Raw genomic sequence first — 17,206 nt, 5'->3', positions numbered from 1 at the left:
GCTCCAATAGATCATATGAATTCTGGCAAATTGCCTGAATTACTTGCACAAACACGCTTTAATAAAGACTTCATAATAATTCTCGTGTAATGAATCATCCCTGCTCTAACAAATGTCCCGAAACAACTCGTAAAGTGCTACATTTTTTTACTTTTGTGTGTTATTACAACGCAATAGCCATGAAATTAAACTTCACACTCCTACTAATTGCCATTACTACCATCGTATTTGCCCAAAATGAATGGAAACCAGGTTATATTTTAAAAACCCAACAAGATACAGTTTGGGGTTCACTACTGAACAAAAAATACAGCAAAAACGCGAAATCCATAAATTTTCGAACCAATGAAGGTGAAAAGGAAACAACATTTGTACCTTCCGAAATTTATGGTTATCGATTTACTAATGGCAAATTCTATGTCTCGAAATATGTTGATTCTACACATGGCATGCTTTTTTTAGAATACCTGGTTAATGGCGAACTTGACGTTTACTTTTACAGAGATCGTTATGGCGAAAACCATTACTACGTTGAGAAAGACAGCCTCGAACTACGAGAGTTAAAATATCAGGATCAGATGATATATAAAGATGGTAAAACTTACCGCAGAACAACCATAGAATACAAAGGAGTCCTTGATTTTTATACACGGGATACAAAGGGTTTGAAAAAAGAGATATCTAAACTCAATACAATTGGACATAAAAGCCTGGTGAAAATTGCAAAAAAATACCATGAATTAAGTTGTGGTGATGGATCTTGTATTGAATATGGGAAAGATGTAAAACGCAAAATACTTTTCTCTATAGATTATGGAAACCTTTTATTTTCTTCAACACACAGAAGTGAAACAACCAGAAATAACTTCCAATATATTTCAGGTAGCTTTTACTTTCAGCAAATGCAACGAAATGAGAATTTGTTCTTTTTAATTGGCTTGAATCAGTTTCTGGATGATAGAAAATCAATAGGAATCCCTTTTTTCGGAGTAGAGTACATTGATTTACAGCCCGGCCTGGGGTTTAATGGATCTTACACATTTGATCTATTCTTTCTACAATATTTTGGAGCAGGGTTTCACTATAAGATCGACAATCTAATTTTACAAACCACAATAAGGATTGCTGGAAACATAAAAATAGAAATTGTCGGTTTTCAACCTTCCTTCGGAATTATGTATAGTTTCCGATAACAACTACATAGGAACAGAAACTGGTGCAAAAAAGCAGTGACTGGCATATTTATCTAAAAAATTGTAAAATATTGTACTCTTTTTATCTTTGTATGTTATTATAACGCAATAGCCATGAAATTAAAGTTCACACTCCTACTAATTGCCATTACTACCATTGTATTTGCCCAAAATGAATGGAAACCAGGTTATATTCTAAAAACCCAACAAGATACCATCCGGGGATTTTTACTAAATAAGAGTTATAACGAAAATTCCCATGGTATATCATTCAGAGTTAATAAAACCGAACAATCGACAACATATTCACCTAAAGATATTTATGGCTATCGTTTCAAAGAGGGTAAATTTTATATATCAAAGTATGTTGATTCTAATACAGGAAGAGTTTTTTTAGAGTATTTAGTCAATGGTGAACTTGATCTATTTTTTTATCAAGACAATTCAGGCGACAATCATTACTATGTAAAGAAAGAGCACCTTAGCCTAAAAGAACTAAAGTATAAAGATAAGATTATTCGAAAAGAGGGTAAAAAGTATATTTTTGAAAACAATAAGTATAAAGGATTGCTAAGTTATTACACAAAGGAGACCAGTGGTATTAAAAAAGATATTTCCAGGTTGAATAATGTCGACCATAAGAGCCTGATTAAATTTGCAAAAAAATATCATGAGCTCAGTTGTGAAGATGGGGAATGTATGATTTATGGAAAAAACCTGAAAAGAAAGATTTTTGTAGCTGTAAATCATGAATCACTTTTTTATACTGGTAAATATTTAGAAGATTCTGACACAAAACAAGACAGTTACATCAGTGTAAAAGCATATTTTCAACAACTTGAACAAAGTGAACAACTATTTACATTCATTGGAATCAATACTTTTTATTCCGACAACCGTTATTATCCATATCGCATTGGAGTGCCAGCCGGATTTGAATACATCAGTTCAAAAAGTGGGTTTAGCTTAAATGGCTCCTATTCAATGGACATAGCCTCCTTTTTCATACTGAATTATTTAGGTGGTGGCATTAACTACAAAGCAGGTAATATCATAATACAAACACGAGCCAGTTTGGTAATAAACCTGTTAAGTTTTGATATGATTGGCGTAAGCCCATCCTTCGGAATTATGTATAGTTTTCGATAACAACTACAGAGGAACAGAAACTGGTGAAAAAAAAGCAGTATGTCCCCGCTGTATAATTTTGCCTATCTGAATGTTACAAATCAGTATAATTGGAATAATACTTCATAAACTGTGCACGCTCATACATCATTGGGCGTTTTACATTGGCCTGGTTCAATTTTCCTTTAAAATCGGCAATTGAATTATATCCTTTTTTCTTCATCCAATCTTCGATTTGCCCCAACATGGTTTTAATGTATGCAGGCTTATTTTTGTATAGTGTTGATGCAATTTGTGTAGCATCTGCCCCGGCCAGCAGTGCTTTCACAACGCCATGGCCGTCGTGAATGCCAGTTGAGGCTGCCAGGTCGCATTCTACCTTGTTCGACAAAATACCAATCCAACGCAATGTGTTGGCAATGTCGCGCGGTTGTGTGAAAATATCGCCGGTGGTTATTTCTTCTTTTTCTATATTGATGTCGGGTTGATAAAAATGATTGAACAGCACCAACCCGGCCAAATTTGTTTCCGATAAATCGACCAGCATTTTTGCCATTCCGGAAAAATACGAACTTACTTTCATGGACACTGGCATACTAATCTCCTTTTTAACGTGTTCCAATATCTCGAAATAAACCTGCTCTATTTCCGACCCGCTCGATTCCTCATCATTGGGCATAATAAACATATTTAACTCCAATCCATCGGCACCCGCATTTTCTATTTGCCGGGCAAATTCTACCCACTCACCGTTCGAAACACAGTTGATACTGGCAAAAATTGGAATATCCGTCTCTTTTTTTGACTGCTCTACAAGCGACAGGTATTCATCAAGGTTGTGCTTGCGGGTATAGAACGACACGTAGTTCTCCACATCGTCGTAAGATCCGTACATATTATTGACGCGCTGTGCATCAACCTCCATCATAATTTGCTCCTCGAAAAGTGACTTGAGCACTACTGCTCCGGCTCCATTTTCTGCCAGCCTTTTAACCTTTTCAGGAGAATCACAAAGCTCTGAACTACCCACAATAATCGGGTTCTTCAGCGCTTTTCCCATGTAACTTGTCGATAGATCAACCATATTTTTAGATTTTAGATTGTGGATATTAGATAATAGATGGTGGATTATGGACTATAGACCATGCATTTTTATTTAGATTCGTACCTTAACTCACCATTAATATATTTATCAATGCCACGGGCAGCTGTGTGACCATTGGCAATACCATGAATCACATCGGGGCCCTGAATAATATCCCCGCCCACGAACAGCCATTCTGCTTTTGACTGGAAATATTCATTGACGACCATTCTGCCACGTTCGCTAAAATCGATATTATCGCGCACTTCTTCAGGGATATAGCTAATATCTGCTCCCTGACCAATGGATTCAACGATCATATCAGCTTCGAAAAATTTGCGGTTATCCTCGTCAAATTTGGGACTGAATCGGCCATTTTCATCGAAAACAGAGACACATTTCTTCACATGAAGCCCTTTAAGCTTACCCTCTTCGATTTCAATCTTTTCAGGCCCCCATCCTGGGTCAACCACAGCCTTCTCTTCACGGGCTTCTACCACCTCCTCGCGATCGGCCGGCATTATGTCTTCCGATTCAAGCGATGTAGCCAATACATCAACTTTACCGTATTTCTTGTTCTGCAAGCGGGCCAGCGATCGTGTGATGTCCATGGCGACGTTACCACCGCCAATTACTACAATCTTTTTCGCTACAGGCACTCGTTCGCCCAGTGAAATTTTGCGTAATAAATCTGCAGCCATGTACACCTCTTCGTGATCAGTTCCCGGAATTCGGGTACTGCGGCCTATGTGCAATCCAGTACCTGCAAATACAGCATCGTAGTCCGCTTTTAGCTCATTCAGGGTTACATCTTTCCCTATCTCTACGTTGTACTTAATATCAACGCCTAAACTTTGTATGTATTTGATATCTTTATCTAATTGGTCGTATGGAAGGCGATACTCCGGAATACCATAACGCATCATACCACCAGCTTCGGGTAATTTTTCGTATATCGTACACTGATATCCCATGAGCGCCAGATAATGCGCTGCCGATAACCCGGCAGGTCCAGCGCCAATAATGGCCACTTTCTTATCGTGCTGTTCAATGCTGTCTGTGCCCAGTACTTTTTTATAGTCCTCAGAATCAACCTGGTCGGCAATGTAACGTTTGAGCCAGCGTATAGAGAGTGGATCGCCATTGTGGCCAACCGAACATACAGTTTCGCATTTGTGCGTACAAATACGTCCGCAAATTTCTGGCAATGGGTTCGTTTCATAAAGGATTTTGAGCCCTTGCTCAATGTCATCTTCACGAACTGCTTTGATATATTCCGGAATTCCCATGTGCGCCGGACAGGTAGCTACGCAAATACCGCATTCCACGCAGCGGTCGGCCTCTTCCTTGGCTTGTTCTTTAGAAAAGCCTTTCACGAGCTCAACAAAAGAGTTATCACGCTCTTCAGGCTCCAGGTGCTCCATATTCACCCTACTGGGCTCGTAAAAGTTATAACCATCCTCAGGTTTTTTCCATCCTTTTTCGTTGTCATCCCATGACTTTTTATCGATACCGGGAATAAACCGAAATTCTTCAGGATCTTCTGACACCCAAGTGTATTCGTTACTTAGAGTTAAGGAATTGGTTGTGCAAACATCTACGCAGAGTGCACACCAGCAGCAACGGCCATAATCTACACGGGGCCGCAGGCCACTGTCACCATCTTTGGTTTCAACCCCTTCAACCGGCACAAGGTCAATGGCTTTGTTCTCACAAATTTCTTCACACGTACCGCAACCAATACAGGTTTCAATATCGTTTTTGTGAAAACCCCGATAGCGGTCGGCGCCCGGACGGTCATTCAACGGGTCTTTGACTACGGTTGAATCTTCGAACACGTTTTTCCAGGCTGTCAATGGAGTGAGTATGTCTTTGAGGCTCATATTATTAATTTTCAGGTTTCTGGCTTCAGGTTTCAGGTTCATCTTGGAACATTTAACCTGAAACCTGATACCAATTTATCTTTCAATCTCCGGCGGACAGGTTTGCAGCGATACCATTATGGCGTGTACATCGGCTATGTTGGCGTTGATCAGCATTTTTTCCAGCAACGCCACTGCATGCGTGTAGCTTGGGCCGCGCAAGTTTACCCGGCGGGGGTACTTCGATCCGTCAGAGACCATGTACATTCCGTACTCTCCGCGTGATGATTCGGAGCGCACGTAAGTTTCTCCTTTGGGTATCTCCCAGTGCAACACGTTAGGTGTTTTGGCTCTTAATTCGCCGGTTGTCGGCACTTTATCCAAAATTTGGCGAATGAGATCAACCGTCATGAGCAAATCATGCTTACGAACCTGAGCCCGGGTATAAATATCAGAGTCCTTCCCAACGTAAGGATCAAAATCCAATTCGCTGTATTTCAGGTACGGATAATCTTTTCGCACATCACGTTTAAATCCTGCTCCGCGGGCATTAGCTCCAACAATGCCGTATTGGCTTACCCACTCGGGTTTGATTACGCCTCTGCCTACAGTACGTTTATTAAAAATTGAGTTGGTAAATATCAGGTCTTCTATTTTTTGTACAAATTGCTCAATGTCTTTGAGGTTTTGCTCCATGCGCTCCTTAAATCCATCGGGCAAATGGCCGCGTACGCCTCCCGGCAACATATACATATGGTAAATACGTCCACCTGTCAGTTCTTCGAAGCGGTCGAGGATTTGCTCGCGCATGTACATGCCCCATTGGGCACCCAGCCCCAGGGAGAGTGTTGCGCCAATTCCCGGGACCACACGGAGCAATACTTGCAAACGTGCCATTTCGAGTGCCAGGGTTCTCAACCATTTGGCAGCTTCAGGAATCTCTATACCTGCAAGTTCTTCAATACAAGTGGAAAGCACGTATTCATTGGAATCAGCTTCGGGCACACACATACGGATGCTCAATGGAAAACATTGCATGTAAGTGCGGCGCTCCATAAGTTTTTCAAATCCCCGGTGGAGATATCCCACGTGGGTTTTGGCATCAACAATTTCGTCGCCACTTAATGCGAGCTCCAACGACATATTACCGGTAACACCAGGATGGTTGGGGCCTTGCCACAACTTGGTATATTTTTGCGATTGCAGGTCAACAATCGATTTACCATTGCTGTCGAGCTCAGGATATTTTGAGCGATCGGGTTGCCAGGATATTTTATTTTTCTTCATCTGGATACAACTTTTTCTTCATGTATTCTGCGGGATCATTTGTACTGCGACCTTCGCGCGGGAAGTATGTTTCTTCTGAATATTTCAGCGTGTCAAAATCGCGGCGGTAAGGCGGAATATCGTCCCATCCTTCAAGGATAAAATCTTCATCTACACGTGGGCTACCAGGAAAGTCGATGCCAAACATCTCTTTGAGCTCACGCTGATAGGTAGCTACCTGCTTCCACAAATGGTGAGCTGAGTCCATAGTAGGTTTATCACGATCGATAAACACACGCACAGCCAAATCAACATGCTTTTCTGGATGGTTGAGGATGTAAGTCAATTGAAATTGATTCTCCTCAAGCCAATCAACGGCCGTGAGCAATACAAAATGACTAAAGCCCTCAATATCCCGCAAATGTGTAATCAGCGAGATGGCAAGCTCCTTTTTTACGGTTACATACGCCAGGTTATCGCGCTGCTGAACGTGGTCAGTAGTTTGAAACCGGTGGGTGGTATTTTTAATTAGTTCTTGCATAATTCTTAAGGTATTACAAATGAAGCCTTAGCCTCAGCCTTAGCTTTGGTTTACCAATTATAATCTGGCATGTTCCAGTTCTTAATCACCTTTTTTTGATTGGCTTTGTACCAGTCAAATTTCTCGGCGTACTCATTGGCGCCTTCGGCCCGGCCTTGTTTAATGCGTTCTTTTAGCTTATTGAAACCGGCAAGCAAAGCCTCGGGCCGGGGCATACAGCCAGCCACATAAACATCTACAGGCATGTAGTAATCAACCCGGTTAATGGTATTGTATGAATCGTAGTACATGCCCCCATTTATTGTGCAACTTCCCAGGGCCAAAACATACTTTGGGCTTTGCATTTGCTCATAGGAACGAATGGCCCGCTTCAGCGTTTTTACTGACAAGTAGCCGGAAATCACGATCACTGAGGACTGCCGTGGTGTTGGTCGCATTTGCACTCCGTAACGAAATGCATCGAACCGGGGTGAAAACAGTGGTGGAATCTCAATGCTGCCACATCCCGTACCAAAGCCAAGTACCCAGAGCGACTCTGCCCGTGCCCAATTCAGAAACTTCTCAACAATCTTATTTTTCGGTGCATCGGTCTCAGGACGTTTGTCACAGAAGTAATCCCGCATGGGATCAACTTCAAACTGCAAGCCATCGGGCCCTGTGACCATGCGTTTTTTGTTCTCATCGTCCAGGAATTTGTCTTCCTGCGATTCGTTATTTTGATTTAAGTTTTGATCTTCAGACATATTGTTACGCCGTTATCGAATTAGATAAATATTATTACCGCCAGAATTCCTATAACCAATGGTATTTTGAGGAACCAGGTTACTGCCTGCTCAATGCGAAACCTCGGGAAAACCACCCCAACAAATACTGACCAGAAATATATCAGGAAAGTTTTCAGAATAAATTCAGCCCAGTTTGTGGCCCCGCCAAAAAACAGGTTCATAAACAAAGCTGCCTCAACCACATGCAAAATGGCCCCATTGGTACGCAATACGCCTAAAAATGATGAATGATATTCGGTCGGAGGCCCTATGGGCGCCTCATTGGGTGCAATAACCAGGTTAAAGGGGGCATGGCGAAATATTCCGAGAAGCGAGAGCATGGCCGCAACAGTAGCCAGGGGGTTAGTCACAACAGTCCAGTTTTGAAAACCACCTTGTTGGGCAGCCACAATCTCGTGTATTGAGAGTGTATTGTACTGCAATGCAATTGAAATCACGGCCAGTGTTAACGGCAGTTCAACTGTAGTAAACTGCGACAAACCTCGGGTGATGCCAATTACTGAATTTGGGTGCCCACCTTCGCCGGCACCAAGTGCCATTCCCAGCATACCAAAAAACTGAAAATATAGAATCAGGACAAGGTCGCCAGCCCAGGAAAAATTACTAAAATATTCAGAACCGTAAATCAATGGCAGGAACAGGAAAATACCCACACCACCGCCCAAACGAAATACCGGTCCGAGATAGAACATCACTCCGTGAGAAATAGAAGACCTGTTGGCGTAGAGTTTTGTGAGGTCGAGCCAGGGCTGATAAAACGGGATTCCGCGCCGATGGGCCACACGTGCCACAATTTTGCGCATGGTTGCCCCCATCAACATGCCCCAGTTGAGTACGATAAACAACCCCAGTAAGGTCCAAAGCAGTTTAATTATAATGTCGTTCATAAGTCAAATTCATTAGAAAATCACGAAATAGATGATTACGATATATGCTACAATATGAAATGCATATGTTTGTCCGTTTCCGGTGTAAATCCTTCTGACAATACCAGCACTATCATTTACAAACCCGGCTGTACGGTTCCAAAAATTAGTGATGCCGGGAGCCGTAATAAAGCCAAGTGCCTTATTGTACCCGGCATACATGTTATGCGCCAAATGAGTAGTTTCAGGGCGGAACGGTCGCTCAGCCGAATATACCATATTGAATTGCTTCACTTTTGTAGCTTTGGCATTAAGCCACAACAGCCATCCCAAAATCAGCACGAACATTACCCCGATAATGTACATAATCCATTGGCCGTTCCAATAGCCCAGGGCTGTGGTAGCCAATGCTCCGTCCCATTCTACCGGGTTCGATGGAAAATAGGCTGTTAAATATTCACTGATAGGTGCCAAAATCCAATGTGGACGCATAGAAAATATCATAATTCCAATCAGTAAGGTATAAATCGGGATGAGGAATGCCACCGGTATTTCTTTAACGCGTCGGTGCTCATCTTTAAGCTGCCCGAGGAATACGCTGTGTATAAGCCTGTATGTGTACAAAAATGCAATGATTCCGGCAAATAAAATTACGGCACCCTGGAAGTACCAGCCCTTCATGATTAAAGCGTTGTAGAAAAACCATTTTCCGGCAAATCCTGACAACGGAGGCACACCCGAAAGGGTAATGATACCAATGAGAACCGCGATAAATGCCAGTGGCATACGTTTAATCAATCCGCCCATTTCGTACATATTGTGGGTTCCAAGGCGGAGCACAATGGCACCAATGGTGAGGAACAGTACTGCCTTAAATGCAAAGTGGTTAATCACATATACAAAACCACCTACCCAACCCAGATGGGTGGCCATTGCATAGGCAAATAAAATGTACCCCAATTGGCCGATACTGGAATAAGCCAGCAAACGCTTGGCATCTTCCTGGAAGCTTGCAGCCAGGTTGCCCACTAAAGCAGTAAGCGCCCCTAACCAGCCCAGCACATAAAGCAGGCTACTGTTGCCTGCGTTTTCAGCACCCATACCCAGAAATGTAATCAGCAAACCAAACACACCGGCTTTGAGCAAAATGGCCGAAACCATCGGCGATACATCCGATTCTGCCTCGGCATGCGCACCGGGCAGCCATATGTGCAGCCCCAATGTGGCTGTTTTGGTCATGAAACCAATAGCCAGCAAACTAAATATGAGTGTTGCATGCGTAGTAACGTCACTCAACGCGCTAAGCATTCCACCAGCTTGTGCATCGACCATTCCAAAAGCAGCGAGAATAAGGTAAGCTCCACCAAGTGAAAACAGCATATAGCTGAGGCCATGTTGCATGGAACGTTTGCCGCGAATTATCAGGAAGTAGGAGCCAATGGTCATTAATTCCCACGAAAAGAAAAACTGCATGAGCGAGTCAGCCTGTATTATCCCGGCCAATCCGGCAAACATCAGCAATGCCGAGGGATAAAATCCCTGACGTTTGCCTTTATACTGGTAGCCGGCAATTAACGTTAATATACCTCCCAAAATGAAAATTGCCATGAAGATAAACCTCAACATGTCATTTTCATAAAGCCCTGGTAGACTTTGCCATGCCAGGTATCCCATAGCGGCAATTGACAAGGTGTTTTTGACCCATGCAGGTAAAAATTCCAATAATCCAATAACTGCAATAAACAGCAAAGGAATATAATTAATCAGGTTATGTTCACCCATAAAATCAGCTGTGTAGTAACCTCCCATTAATGCAAGGGTGGCAAATACCACAGGTGCAATTATCTGTTCGGGTTTAATAGTAAAGATAAGGCTCTGCTCATTTTCGCCTTTCAACACATAACCGAACCATTTAAACAAATAAACAGCTTCGAGGAATGATCCGGCCAGTATGGCAATAACCCAGGTAGTTTGTCCAGCACCTGATAACTGCATGATGAGTTCCCATTTGCCGAAAAACGAAGGAAATGGCGGGAGCCCAAGCAATGTCAGTATAAAAATGCCAAACATGACCACCAATAAAGGTTCTTTACGTAGTAATCCCCACGATTTTATCTCTTTTTCTTTGGCAATGCCGGCCAACCAAAAAAGCCCGGCCTTTGCCAGGTAATGACTTAAAAGCAATGTGATGGCAATAAACATAAATTGTTCGCCAAGATAGGTCGACAAACCAATAACAGCTGTAAGCAAACCAATCTGGCCTGCCGACGAGTATCCTAACAAACGTTGTGCATTTTTCTGGCGAATACCCAGAAGGTTAGATCCAACGAAAGTCAAGCCCCCAACAGCGGCAATCAGTGTATTCCATTCTGCGGGGAACAATGGCATTAGTTTGTAAAGCACAAAAAGCATGGCCGTGGCGAAACCCGCCGAGAGCAAAGCTGAAGTTCCCGGGTGTGCACTTTCATACACGTCGAGTCCCCAGCCATTGGCCGGAAATGGTTTCAACTCCAAAATTACAGCCATGAGCAACAGGAAAACGGCCACCATACCGCCCTTAACGCCCACGATATTACTTGTGATAATGTCGTCGATGTATAGCGATCCGGCATAATTATACACCATTATGGTACCGATAAGCATAAAAGCAGATATTACGCCACCCGCAATCAGGTATTTAAAACCAGAAGCAATGGTATTCACATGGCGTTCCAGAAGTATCAGTCCTACAATGCCAATTGTGCTAACTTCGAGAAACACAAAGAGGTTGAAGAGGTCGCGTGTGAGCACAATTACATTCAATCCCATGAGTGTAACCATGTAAATAATCATGGCATTAATGCCCATCTCATTGAGTTTTCGCCATAAATAAATACCCCCGAGAAAACCGAACAAATTAATCAGCGCGGTGGCACCAGCTTCCAAAACCCCCATTCTGAGGCTTATAGAAAAAGGGGGTTCAAACCCGGCTGTAAATGTTACTGCTTCGGTAATGTTTCCGGCCAAATGACCAAAAAGCCACTGCATAGAGATAAACCCCATAAAGCCGACCCCGGCCAGCATGAGCGTTTCTGCAACGTTCGTATTAAGCTTTTTGAAAAAGCCCAGCAAAAAAGCCAGCCCGAGAGCTGTTGCAATAATATAAATTGGTCCTACCATTTCAGATCTTTATAATGATTGATGTCCAATGATTTCTTTTTTTCATGCATCTTAAGTGCATAAGCCAGCATCAGGGCCGTAATTCCTAAACCAATGACAATGGCTGTTAGCACAAGCGCTTGTGGAATAGGATCAGCAATTACATCTGCAGCATTGGCTTTAGTAACCGTTTCACCAATAATTGGCGCTGTGGAGTTTTTCACATATCCAACAGCAATCATTATCAAATGAATACCGGTATCGAGTAATGCAAACCCAACGATCATTTTAATGATGTTCTTTTGTGTCAGCAAGCCCCACAAACCAACGATAGCCAGTATAAGCCCGCTGAATAATGCGATATTTTCAAGTCCTATTTGATCCATTACGCTTCGTTTTGATATTCTTGTAAATGTCCTACAATATTTGAAAGTTCAGCGCCCACTTTTAGCCCCACAAAAATGTAAATTAAGGGGATAGCCCCGGCACTGAGTAAGGTACCAAAGGTGCCGAGCGACAGCAAGCTGTTATCGAGAAAACCTCCGGCGTAAATAATCCCCAGTACGCCAATAAATACAAAAGCAAACCCGGAGATGGATTCTACCACATGAATTAGGGTGTGGCTAACTTTCATATCGGGCCGTGCGAGTAGCATAAGCACCAATCCGGAGGCCACAATGGCACCGCCCTGAAAACCACCGCCCGGCGTCAAGTGCCCGTTAATGAATACGTAGATTCCCAGAAGGAATACGAGCGGCGTCAGCACTTTTGCCGCTGTTTGCAAAATTTCGCTCACCGGCCTGAACGTACGTTTACCTCCATTACCATTGGTAACTTTAAGGAAAAAGGCCACAATAGCAGCTGAAAGAAACAATATTGTTACTTCACCCAATGTATCGAGCCCACGATATGTAACCACTACAGCTGTTACAAGGTTGGCTGCGCCTACCTCTTCGGGGCCTTGGCTGGCATAATGCTCAGCCACGGGATTGAGTGCTTCCGCACTTTCAAAATCGGTGGTAAATGCATAAAAAATGGCACCCAACCCGATCAGAATCAATATAATATGTAGATTTTTAACCATTTTGCTTTCGGATTTTATTCAATACATAGAAAAAGATAATGGTGCTCAACCCACTGCCAATGGCTGCTTCTGTCATAGCCACATCAGGGGCGGCCAGCAGCAAATACATTACCGAGGCCAGCAAGCTCACTGCTCCGGCACCGAGTATGGCGACAGTCAATTTTTTTGCATGCAGGGCATAAACAGCAAGGCCAATAATTAAAATGCCCAATATGATGGCAACTATTTTTATGATCATGATGCTTCGGTTTTGTGATTGTCCATTTCAGCGTTGACCTCATCTTTATATTTGTCGACCACTGTTTTGGGTGTCAACGGTGTTTTGATATGATATGCAGCCCTTGCGAGCACATGCGACGACACCGGGTTAGTTAATATGATAAAAATGATGATTACCAGTAATTTGCCCCACCAGTTAGGCATAATAAAAATAAACCCTGCCAGCGAGAGCAATGTGCCTAATGTAGAGGCTTTGGTTCCGGCCTGTAGGCGGTTAAAACTATCGGGCATGCGCAGCAAACCCAATGCCCCGAGAAACAGGAACACAGAACCCAACAGTACGATAATAGCTCCGGCTAATTCCATAATTTATAATCCCTTTTCAAGATATCTTGCTATAATTATTACTCCCAGAAAACTCAATAACCCATAAACAATGGCGATATCGAGGTAAATTGAACGTTGTGCGAACCACGCCAGCATAGCAATGAGCGACAATAACGAAATGGTCATCACATCGAATGCAATGATGCGGTCGGTTGTGCGGGGGCCGGCAAAAAACCGGATGGCAGCCATGATGATGGCAGCAATCATAAACCCGAGTGCAATGGTAAGAATTGTATTAACCATAGATTTTCTCTAAATATTTTTCAAACTTGCGTACAATCTGCTCTGTGGCTTGCTGTTGGTCCGCTGTTTTGACCTCAATCCAGTGAATAAACAGATGATCATCCTGAATATCCACGGTAAGTGTGCCCGGTGTAAGGGTGATGGAGTTGGCCAGTATCATGCGGGCCATGGGCGAACGCAACGATGTTTTAACCTCCACAATGCCCGGTTTAATGGGCAGCGATGGTGCAATTACCCGCCATGCAACGTCCAGATTCGACTTTATTAGTTCACCCAGAAACACAAACAGATAAATGAATGTGTAAATGAATGCAGCCGGGGTGAGTTTCACGTCGCCGAAGACATTGCAGCTTCGACAAAAAAGCAAACTCAACATTACAGCCAATCCTGCTCCGATCAATAAATTCAGGGCGTCAAAACTATTGTTGAGTAAAACCCAGAATATAAACAGAATAACGGCCGATATTACAATATTTTTGGCGTTCATATTAACCAGTTATTAATTTATCAACAAATGTAGATACCTTGAAATTAAAGGCAAAGTTTTTGCAGAAACGGCAGATATATTTTAGAAATAAAACACGTCTACTTTTTTATTGCGCTGGATATATCGTAAATTTGAGCCCGCCTCTAAGAAGGGATATAAGATTCAAATAATGAGTAAAATAGATCAGAGCGAAAAATATATTAATGAAAAGCAACTTTGCTTTAGCTGCAAAAACAAAGCAGTGAGTTTTGAAAAACTAATGTATAAAGAACTGCAGGAAATTAGTGAACACAAGGTTCATTTGCAGTTCAGAAAAGGTGAAACCATTGCCAAACAGGGTGCTTTTATTACTCATGTGCTTTATCTAAAAAAAGGACAGGTGAAGGTTTACAACGAAGTAGATTACCGGAGCAACCTGATTTTCAGTATACATCAATCTGGAAAATTACTGGGGTTAGCCTCACTTTACGGCAACGACCATTTCCAGTATTCCATTGCCGCCCTTGAAGATTCGTTGATATGCGCCATTGACCGGAAGGTAGTGGAAAAACTCATTGCCCGCAACGGTTCATTTGCTGCCAAAGTGCTGGAATCTGTCAATATGGATTTACAATTATGCCGCGACAAAATGGTTTCGCTAACCATGAAACAACTCAACGGCCGCCTGGCCGATACGCTGCTTTACCTTTCTTATGATGTGTACGACAAAGATGAATTTGAACTCACCCTTTCACGCAAAGATTTGGCAGAGATGAGCGGCATGTCGACCATGAGCGTGGTACGCACCCTGCAGGAATTCCAAAAAGAAGGTTACATTGAGAACGAGAACCACACCGTTAAAATAAAAAATAAAAAAGCATTGCACGACTTGAGTCAGACAGGGTAGGAAGCGCGTGAGTTGTGATTCCTTCTAGAAAAAAATACAAATTATTAAGAATAGCACATTTCGAATCTGTAAAGGAAGGCGTGAAACAGAAAGCGGGTAGTTGGAAAACACCATGCGATAAAACCTAAAATCCGTAAGTTTGCTAAGCAAAAGACTGAAAGTCACCAGGAGAATACAATTTAACTGATCGGGAAAGGTGGCTTTGTAAATTTGGTAATGAACAATTCACCCGGTGACTTGCCAATGCCTCGCGCCGTGACTATACGAAGGTTGAAGAAAACGGAATAGTCGGAGATCGGTTTCCGCCAATGGGCTACCGCCCGATTAAAAGACTACCCTTAGGAGGGGAAGTTATCAACCTGATTAAATGAGAAATTAGCAATTTCTGTTTGATGCTGAGCATGTTCAATGGTCATACTCACAATACTGCCGTTTTTGTCCATTTCTACCAGAACATTTTCATTGATGTCTTTTGTCTCAACTATCTGGTTGTTGTTAAAATTAACCAGTAATGTATCTGTATCTTTGAAATAAGTTATCTTCATATTTTTCATCAATAAAACTCCAACGACGTATACGTAAATCTAACTACACTTGTTCATAAATAGGATTTTTTATTGTGTTTTCTATCCATTCAAGCTTAATATCTTCTCTGTCTGATCTTTTCCTTGTATGCAAAAAATAATTTGTAAATTTCATCATGAAATACTTTTGAGAATGATACGCTCAATTAATAAACAAAATAAATATTTTTTGCTATTAAAACCTAATCTAACAGCGTTGTCAAAAATAAAGGCTAAATAGGAACAATATTACTGACACTTTAAATTCCGGCAAGTCACGGTGCGAGTTCACGGTTCAATTCCCGAAAGAGAGAAATAATTCCGAAAACTAAACCAATGCCTCGCGCCGTGACTAAACGAAGGTTGACAAAAACGGAATAATCGGAGGTCGAGTCCAAATCGGCCATCGATTGGTAGCAAAGAACTGTGAGGGCTTCGCCTGAAGCGAAACCCTCACTTGCAATAAGACTGAAAGGACTGAGTATTTCGTACCCTGAATGTAAAACCCAGGTAAAAATAAAAAAGCACGAAATCAATCCTGAAATCGTGCTTTATTAGTTTTTAATTCCGTTCTATTTCTTCCAAACCCATGCATTGGGTGTAATCTGACGTGCCTTGTTCAAATCATTATACGCTTCGTTAAGCGATTTGTATGATTTATAAGTAATGGCATCCAGCCTTCCAATGGGCAGGCTGCGGGCCTGTTGGCTATGATTTTGTTTGATACGCTCCAGGTAATTAACCGCGTTGCGATCAACCTCAAAGGCACCTACCACGATATGATAAGGATAATTTTTCATGGCTTCTGCTTCGGCCATCATCTTATTGATTTCTGCAATGCGCTGCTTTGGATGTTTTTCATTGGGTTTTATATTCAGCGCTTGCTGGTATTGCCCCTTAGCCTTCCCATACTGCTCGCTAGCGTATAGTTCATCAGCCTTTTCAATCAATGCATTAAATTTTTTCTCATCTTCAATAGCTTTTTTGCGCGCTATTTCTTCCAGCACCTTATTAACTTTGTCAAGCTGCTTTTGCGGATACTCCTTATCCGGCAAAATCTTAAGTGCTTTGGTGTAATAAGCTTTGGCAGATTTGTATTCCTTTTTCTCCATGGCTGCATCGGCTTGTTCTATAGCTTTATCATACTCAGGATTCCCACATGAGTAAAAAGCAATAGTAGAAACCATCATTATCAATACTGTAAAAAGTAGTGTCCGTTTCATTGTAATTTAGTTTTAATATTTAATCAGCAGTTTATTCTAATAAGCAAATATCTGAAAAATTCTCTGGTTATGAGCAATACTGCGTGTTTTTTCCATGTTTTTTCATCATTTTTGAGTCAACCTCCCCTAACAACACATAAAACAAAACCCTGCAGTATATGTATTTGTAACAAAGACAACTAAATTATGTTTTAGCTTCGCTTGCAATAAACTCAAAGAAAACCAACATATAATGAAGTTATCCCATAAAT

18 protein-coding genes are annotated in these 17,206 nt (G+C 42.0%); 3 read left to right on the top strand and 15 right to left on the bottom strand.

Annotation, left to right across the window (positions count from 1 at the left end):
• Window positions 1-179 precede the first annotated feature (179 nt).
• Both ACTB0Y_RS11750 and ACTB0Y_RS11745 read left to right on the top strand, forming a co-directional pair.
• Complete coding sequence (locus ACTB0Y_RS11750; RefSeq protein ID WP_463207014.1) at window positions 180-1,193, top strand: hypothetical protein; 1,014 nt, start codon at window positions 180-182, stop codon at window positions 1,191-1,193.
• A 114-nt stretch (window positions 1,194-1,307) separates the two neighbouring features.
• Window positions 1,308-2,342 (top strand): hypothetical protein, encoded by a 1,035-nt coding sequence (locus tag ACTB0Y_RS11745; protein ID WP_463207013.1) that lies wholly within the window; start codon window positions 1,308-1,310, stop codon window positions 2,340-2,342.
• Window positions 2,343-2,415: 73 nt separating this feature from the next.
• Here the strand turns inward: ACTB0Y_RS11745 and ACTB0Y_RS11740 are convergent, their stop codons facing one another.
• From ACTB0Y_RS11740 to ACTB0Y_RS11680, 13 genes are all read right to left on the bottom strand, one after another.
• Window positions 2,416-3,405, bottom strand: coding sequence for a dihydroorotate dehydrogenase-like protein (locus tag ACTB0Y_RS11740; RefSeq protein ID WP_463207012.1), 990 nt, complete (start codon window positions 3,403-3,405; stop codon window positions 2,416-2,418).
• 68 nt (window positions 3,406-3,473) lie between these two features.
• Complete coding sequence (locus tag ACTB0Y_RS11735) at window positions 3,474-5,330, bottom strand: FAD-dependent oxidoreductase (protein WP_463207011.1); 1,857 nt, start codon at window positions 5,328-5,330, stop codon at window positions 3,474-3,476.
• Between the two features lie 33 nt (window positions 5,331-5,363).
• Window positions 5,364-6,554 (bottom strand): NADH-quinone oxidoreductase subunit D, encoded by a 1,191-nt coding sequence (locus ACTB0Y_RS11730; RefSeq protein ID WP_463207010.1) that lies wholly within the window; start codon window positions 6,552-6,554, stop codon window positions 5,364-5,366.
• Window positions 6,541-7,074 (bottom strand): NADH-quinone oxidoreductase subunit C, encoded by a 534-nt coding sequence (locus ACTB0Y_RS11725; protein ID WP_463207009.1) that lies wholly within the window; start codon window positions 7,072-7,074, stop codon window positions 6,541-6,543. Before ACTB0Y_RS11725 ends, ACTB0Y_RS11730 begins: the two co-directional genes overlap by 14 nt.
• Before the next feature lie 50 nt (window positions 7,075-7,124).
• Window positions 7,125-7,817, bottom strand: coding sequence for an NADH-quinone oxidoreductase subunit B (locus ACTB0Y_RS11720; protein WP_463207008.1), 693 nt, complete (start codon window positions 7,815-7,817; stop codon window positions 7,125-7,127).
• Between the two features lie 20 nt (window positions 7,818-7,837).
• Window positions 7,838-8,746, bottom strand: coding sequence for a respiratory chain complex I subunit 1 family protein (locus tag ACTB0Y_RS11715; RefSeq protein WP_463207007.1), 909 nt, complete (start codon window positions 8,744-8,746; stop codon window positions 7,838-7,840).
• A gap of 12 nt (window positions 8,747-8,758) precedes the next feature.
• On the bottom strand, window positions 8,759-11,884 hold the full coding sequence (locus ACTB0Y_RS11710) for a proton-conducting transporter transmembrane domain-containing protein (RefSeq protein ID WP_463207006.1): 3,126 nt from the start codon (window positions 11,882-11,884) through the stop codon (window positions 8,759-8,761).
• The gene (locus ACTB0Y_RS11705) at window positions 11,878-12,249 is read right to left on the bottom strand and encodes a sodium:proton antiporter (RefSeq protein WP_463207005.1); all 372 of its coding nucleotides are present in this window, start codon (window positions 12,247-12,249) and stop codon (window positions 11,878-11,880) included. The genes ACTB0Y_RS11710 and ACTB0Y_RS11705 overlap by 7 nt, the downstream gene beginning before the upstream one ends.
• On the bottom strand, window positions 12,249-12,947 hold the full coding sequence (mbhE, locus tag ACTB0Y_RS11700; protein WP_463207004.1) for a hydrogen gas-evolving membrane-bound hydrogenase subunit E: 699 nt from the start codon (window positions 12,945-12,947) through the stop codon (window positions 12,249-12,251). Before mbhE ends, ACTB0Y_RS11705 begins: the two co-directional genes overlap by 1 nt.
• Window positions 12,940-13,185: a hydrogenase subunit MbhD domain-containing protein gene (locus ACTB0Y_RS11695; protein ID WP_463207003.1), complete on the bottom strand. Its 246-nt coding sequence runs from the start codon at window positions 13,183-13,185 to the stop codon at window positions 12,940-12,942. Before ACTB0Y_RS11695 ends, mbhE begins: the two co-directional genes overlap by 8 nt.
• Complete coding sequence (mnhG, locus tag ACTB0Y_RS11690) at window positions 13,182-13,532, bottom strand: monovalent cation/H(+) antiporter subunit G (protein ID WP_463207002.1); 351 nt, start codon at window positions 13,530-13,532, stop codon at window positions 13,182-13,184. Before mnhG ends, ACTB0Y_RS11695 begins: the two co-directional genes overlap by 4 nt.
• Window positions 13,533-13,535: 3 nt before the next feature.
• Window positions 13,536-13,796, bottom strand: coding sequence for a monovalent cation/H+ antiporter complex subunit F (locus ACTB0Y_RS11685; RefSeq protein WP_463207001.1), 261 nt, complete (start codon window positions 13,794-13,796; stop codon window positions 13,536-13,538).
• Entirely contained in the window at window positions 13,789-14,283 is a 495-nt protein-coding gene (locus ACTB0Y_RS11680) for a Na+/H+ antiporter subunit E (protein WP_463207000.1), read from the bottom strand. Before ACTB0Y_RS11680 ends, ACTB0Y_RS11685 begins: the two co-directional genes overlap by 8 nt.
• Window positions 14,284-14,452: 169 nt before the next feature.
• Between ACTB0Y_RS11680 and ACTB0Y_RS11675 the strand changes: the two genes are divergently transcribed.
• A complete protein-coding gene (locus tag ACTB0Y_RS11675) occupies window positions 14,453-15,169 on the top strand; it encodes a Crp/Fnr family transcriptional regulator (RefSeq protein ID WP_463206999.1) in 717 nt (238 codons plus the stop codon).
• Window positions 15,170-15,507: 338 nt separating this feature from the next.
• Here ACTB0Y_RS11675 and ACTB0Y_RS11670 read toward each other — a convergent pair whose 3' ends face one another.
• Together ACTB0Y_RS11670 and ACTB0Y_RS11665 are read right to left on the bottom strand one after the other, a co-directional pair.
• Window positions 15,508-15,714 (bottom strand): DUF2283 domain-containing protein, encoded by a 207-nt coding sequence (locus ACTB0Y_RS11670; RefSeq protein ID WP_463206998.1) that lies wholly within the window; start codon window positions 15,712-15,714, stop codon window positions 15,508-15,510.
• A 590-nt stretch (window positions 15,715-16,304) separates the two neighbouring features.
• Window positions 16,305-16,955 (bottom strand): hypothetical protein, encoded by a 651-nt coding sequence (locus ACTB0Y_RS11665; RefSeq protein ID WP_463206997.1) that lies wholly within the window; start codon window positions 16,953-16,955, stop codon window positions 16,305-16,307.
• Window positions 16,956-17,206 lie beyond the last annotated feature (251 nt).

The organism is Salinivirga sp. (assembly GCF_055145285.1).
This window is presented reverse-complemented; position numbering and strand designations above follow the sequence as displayed.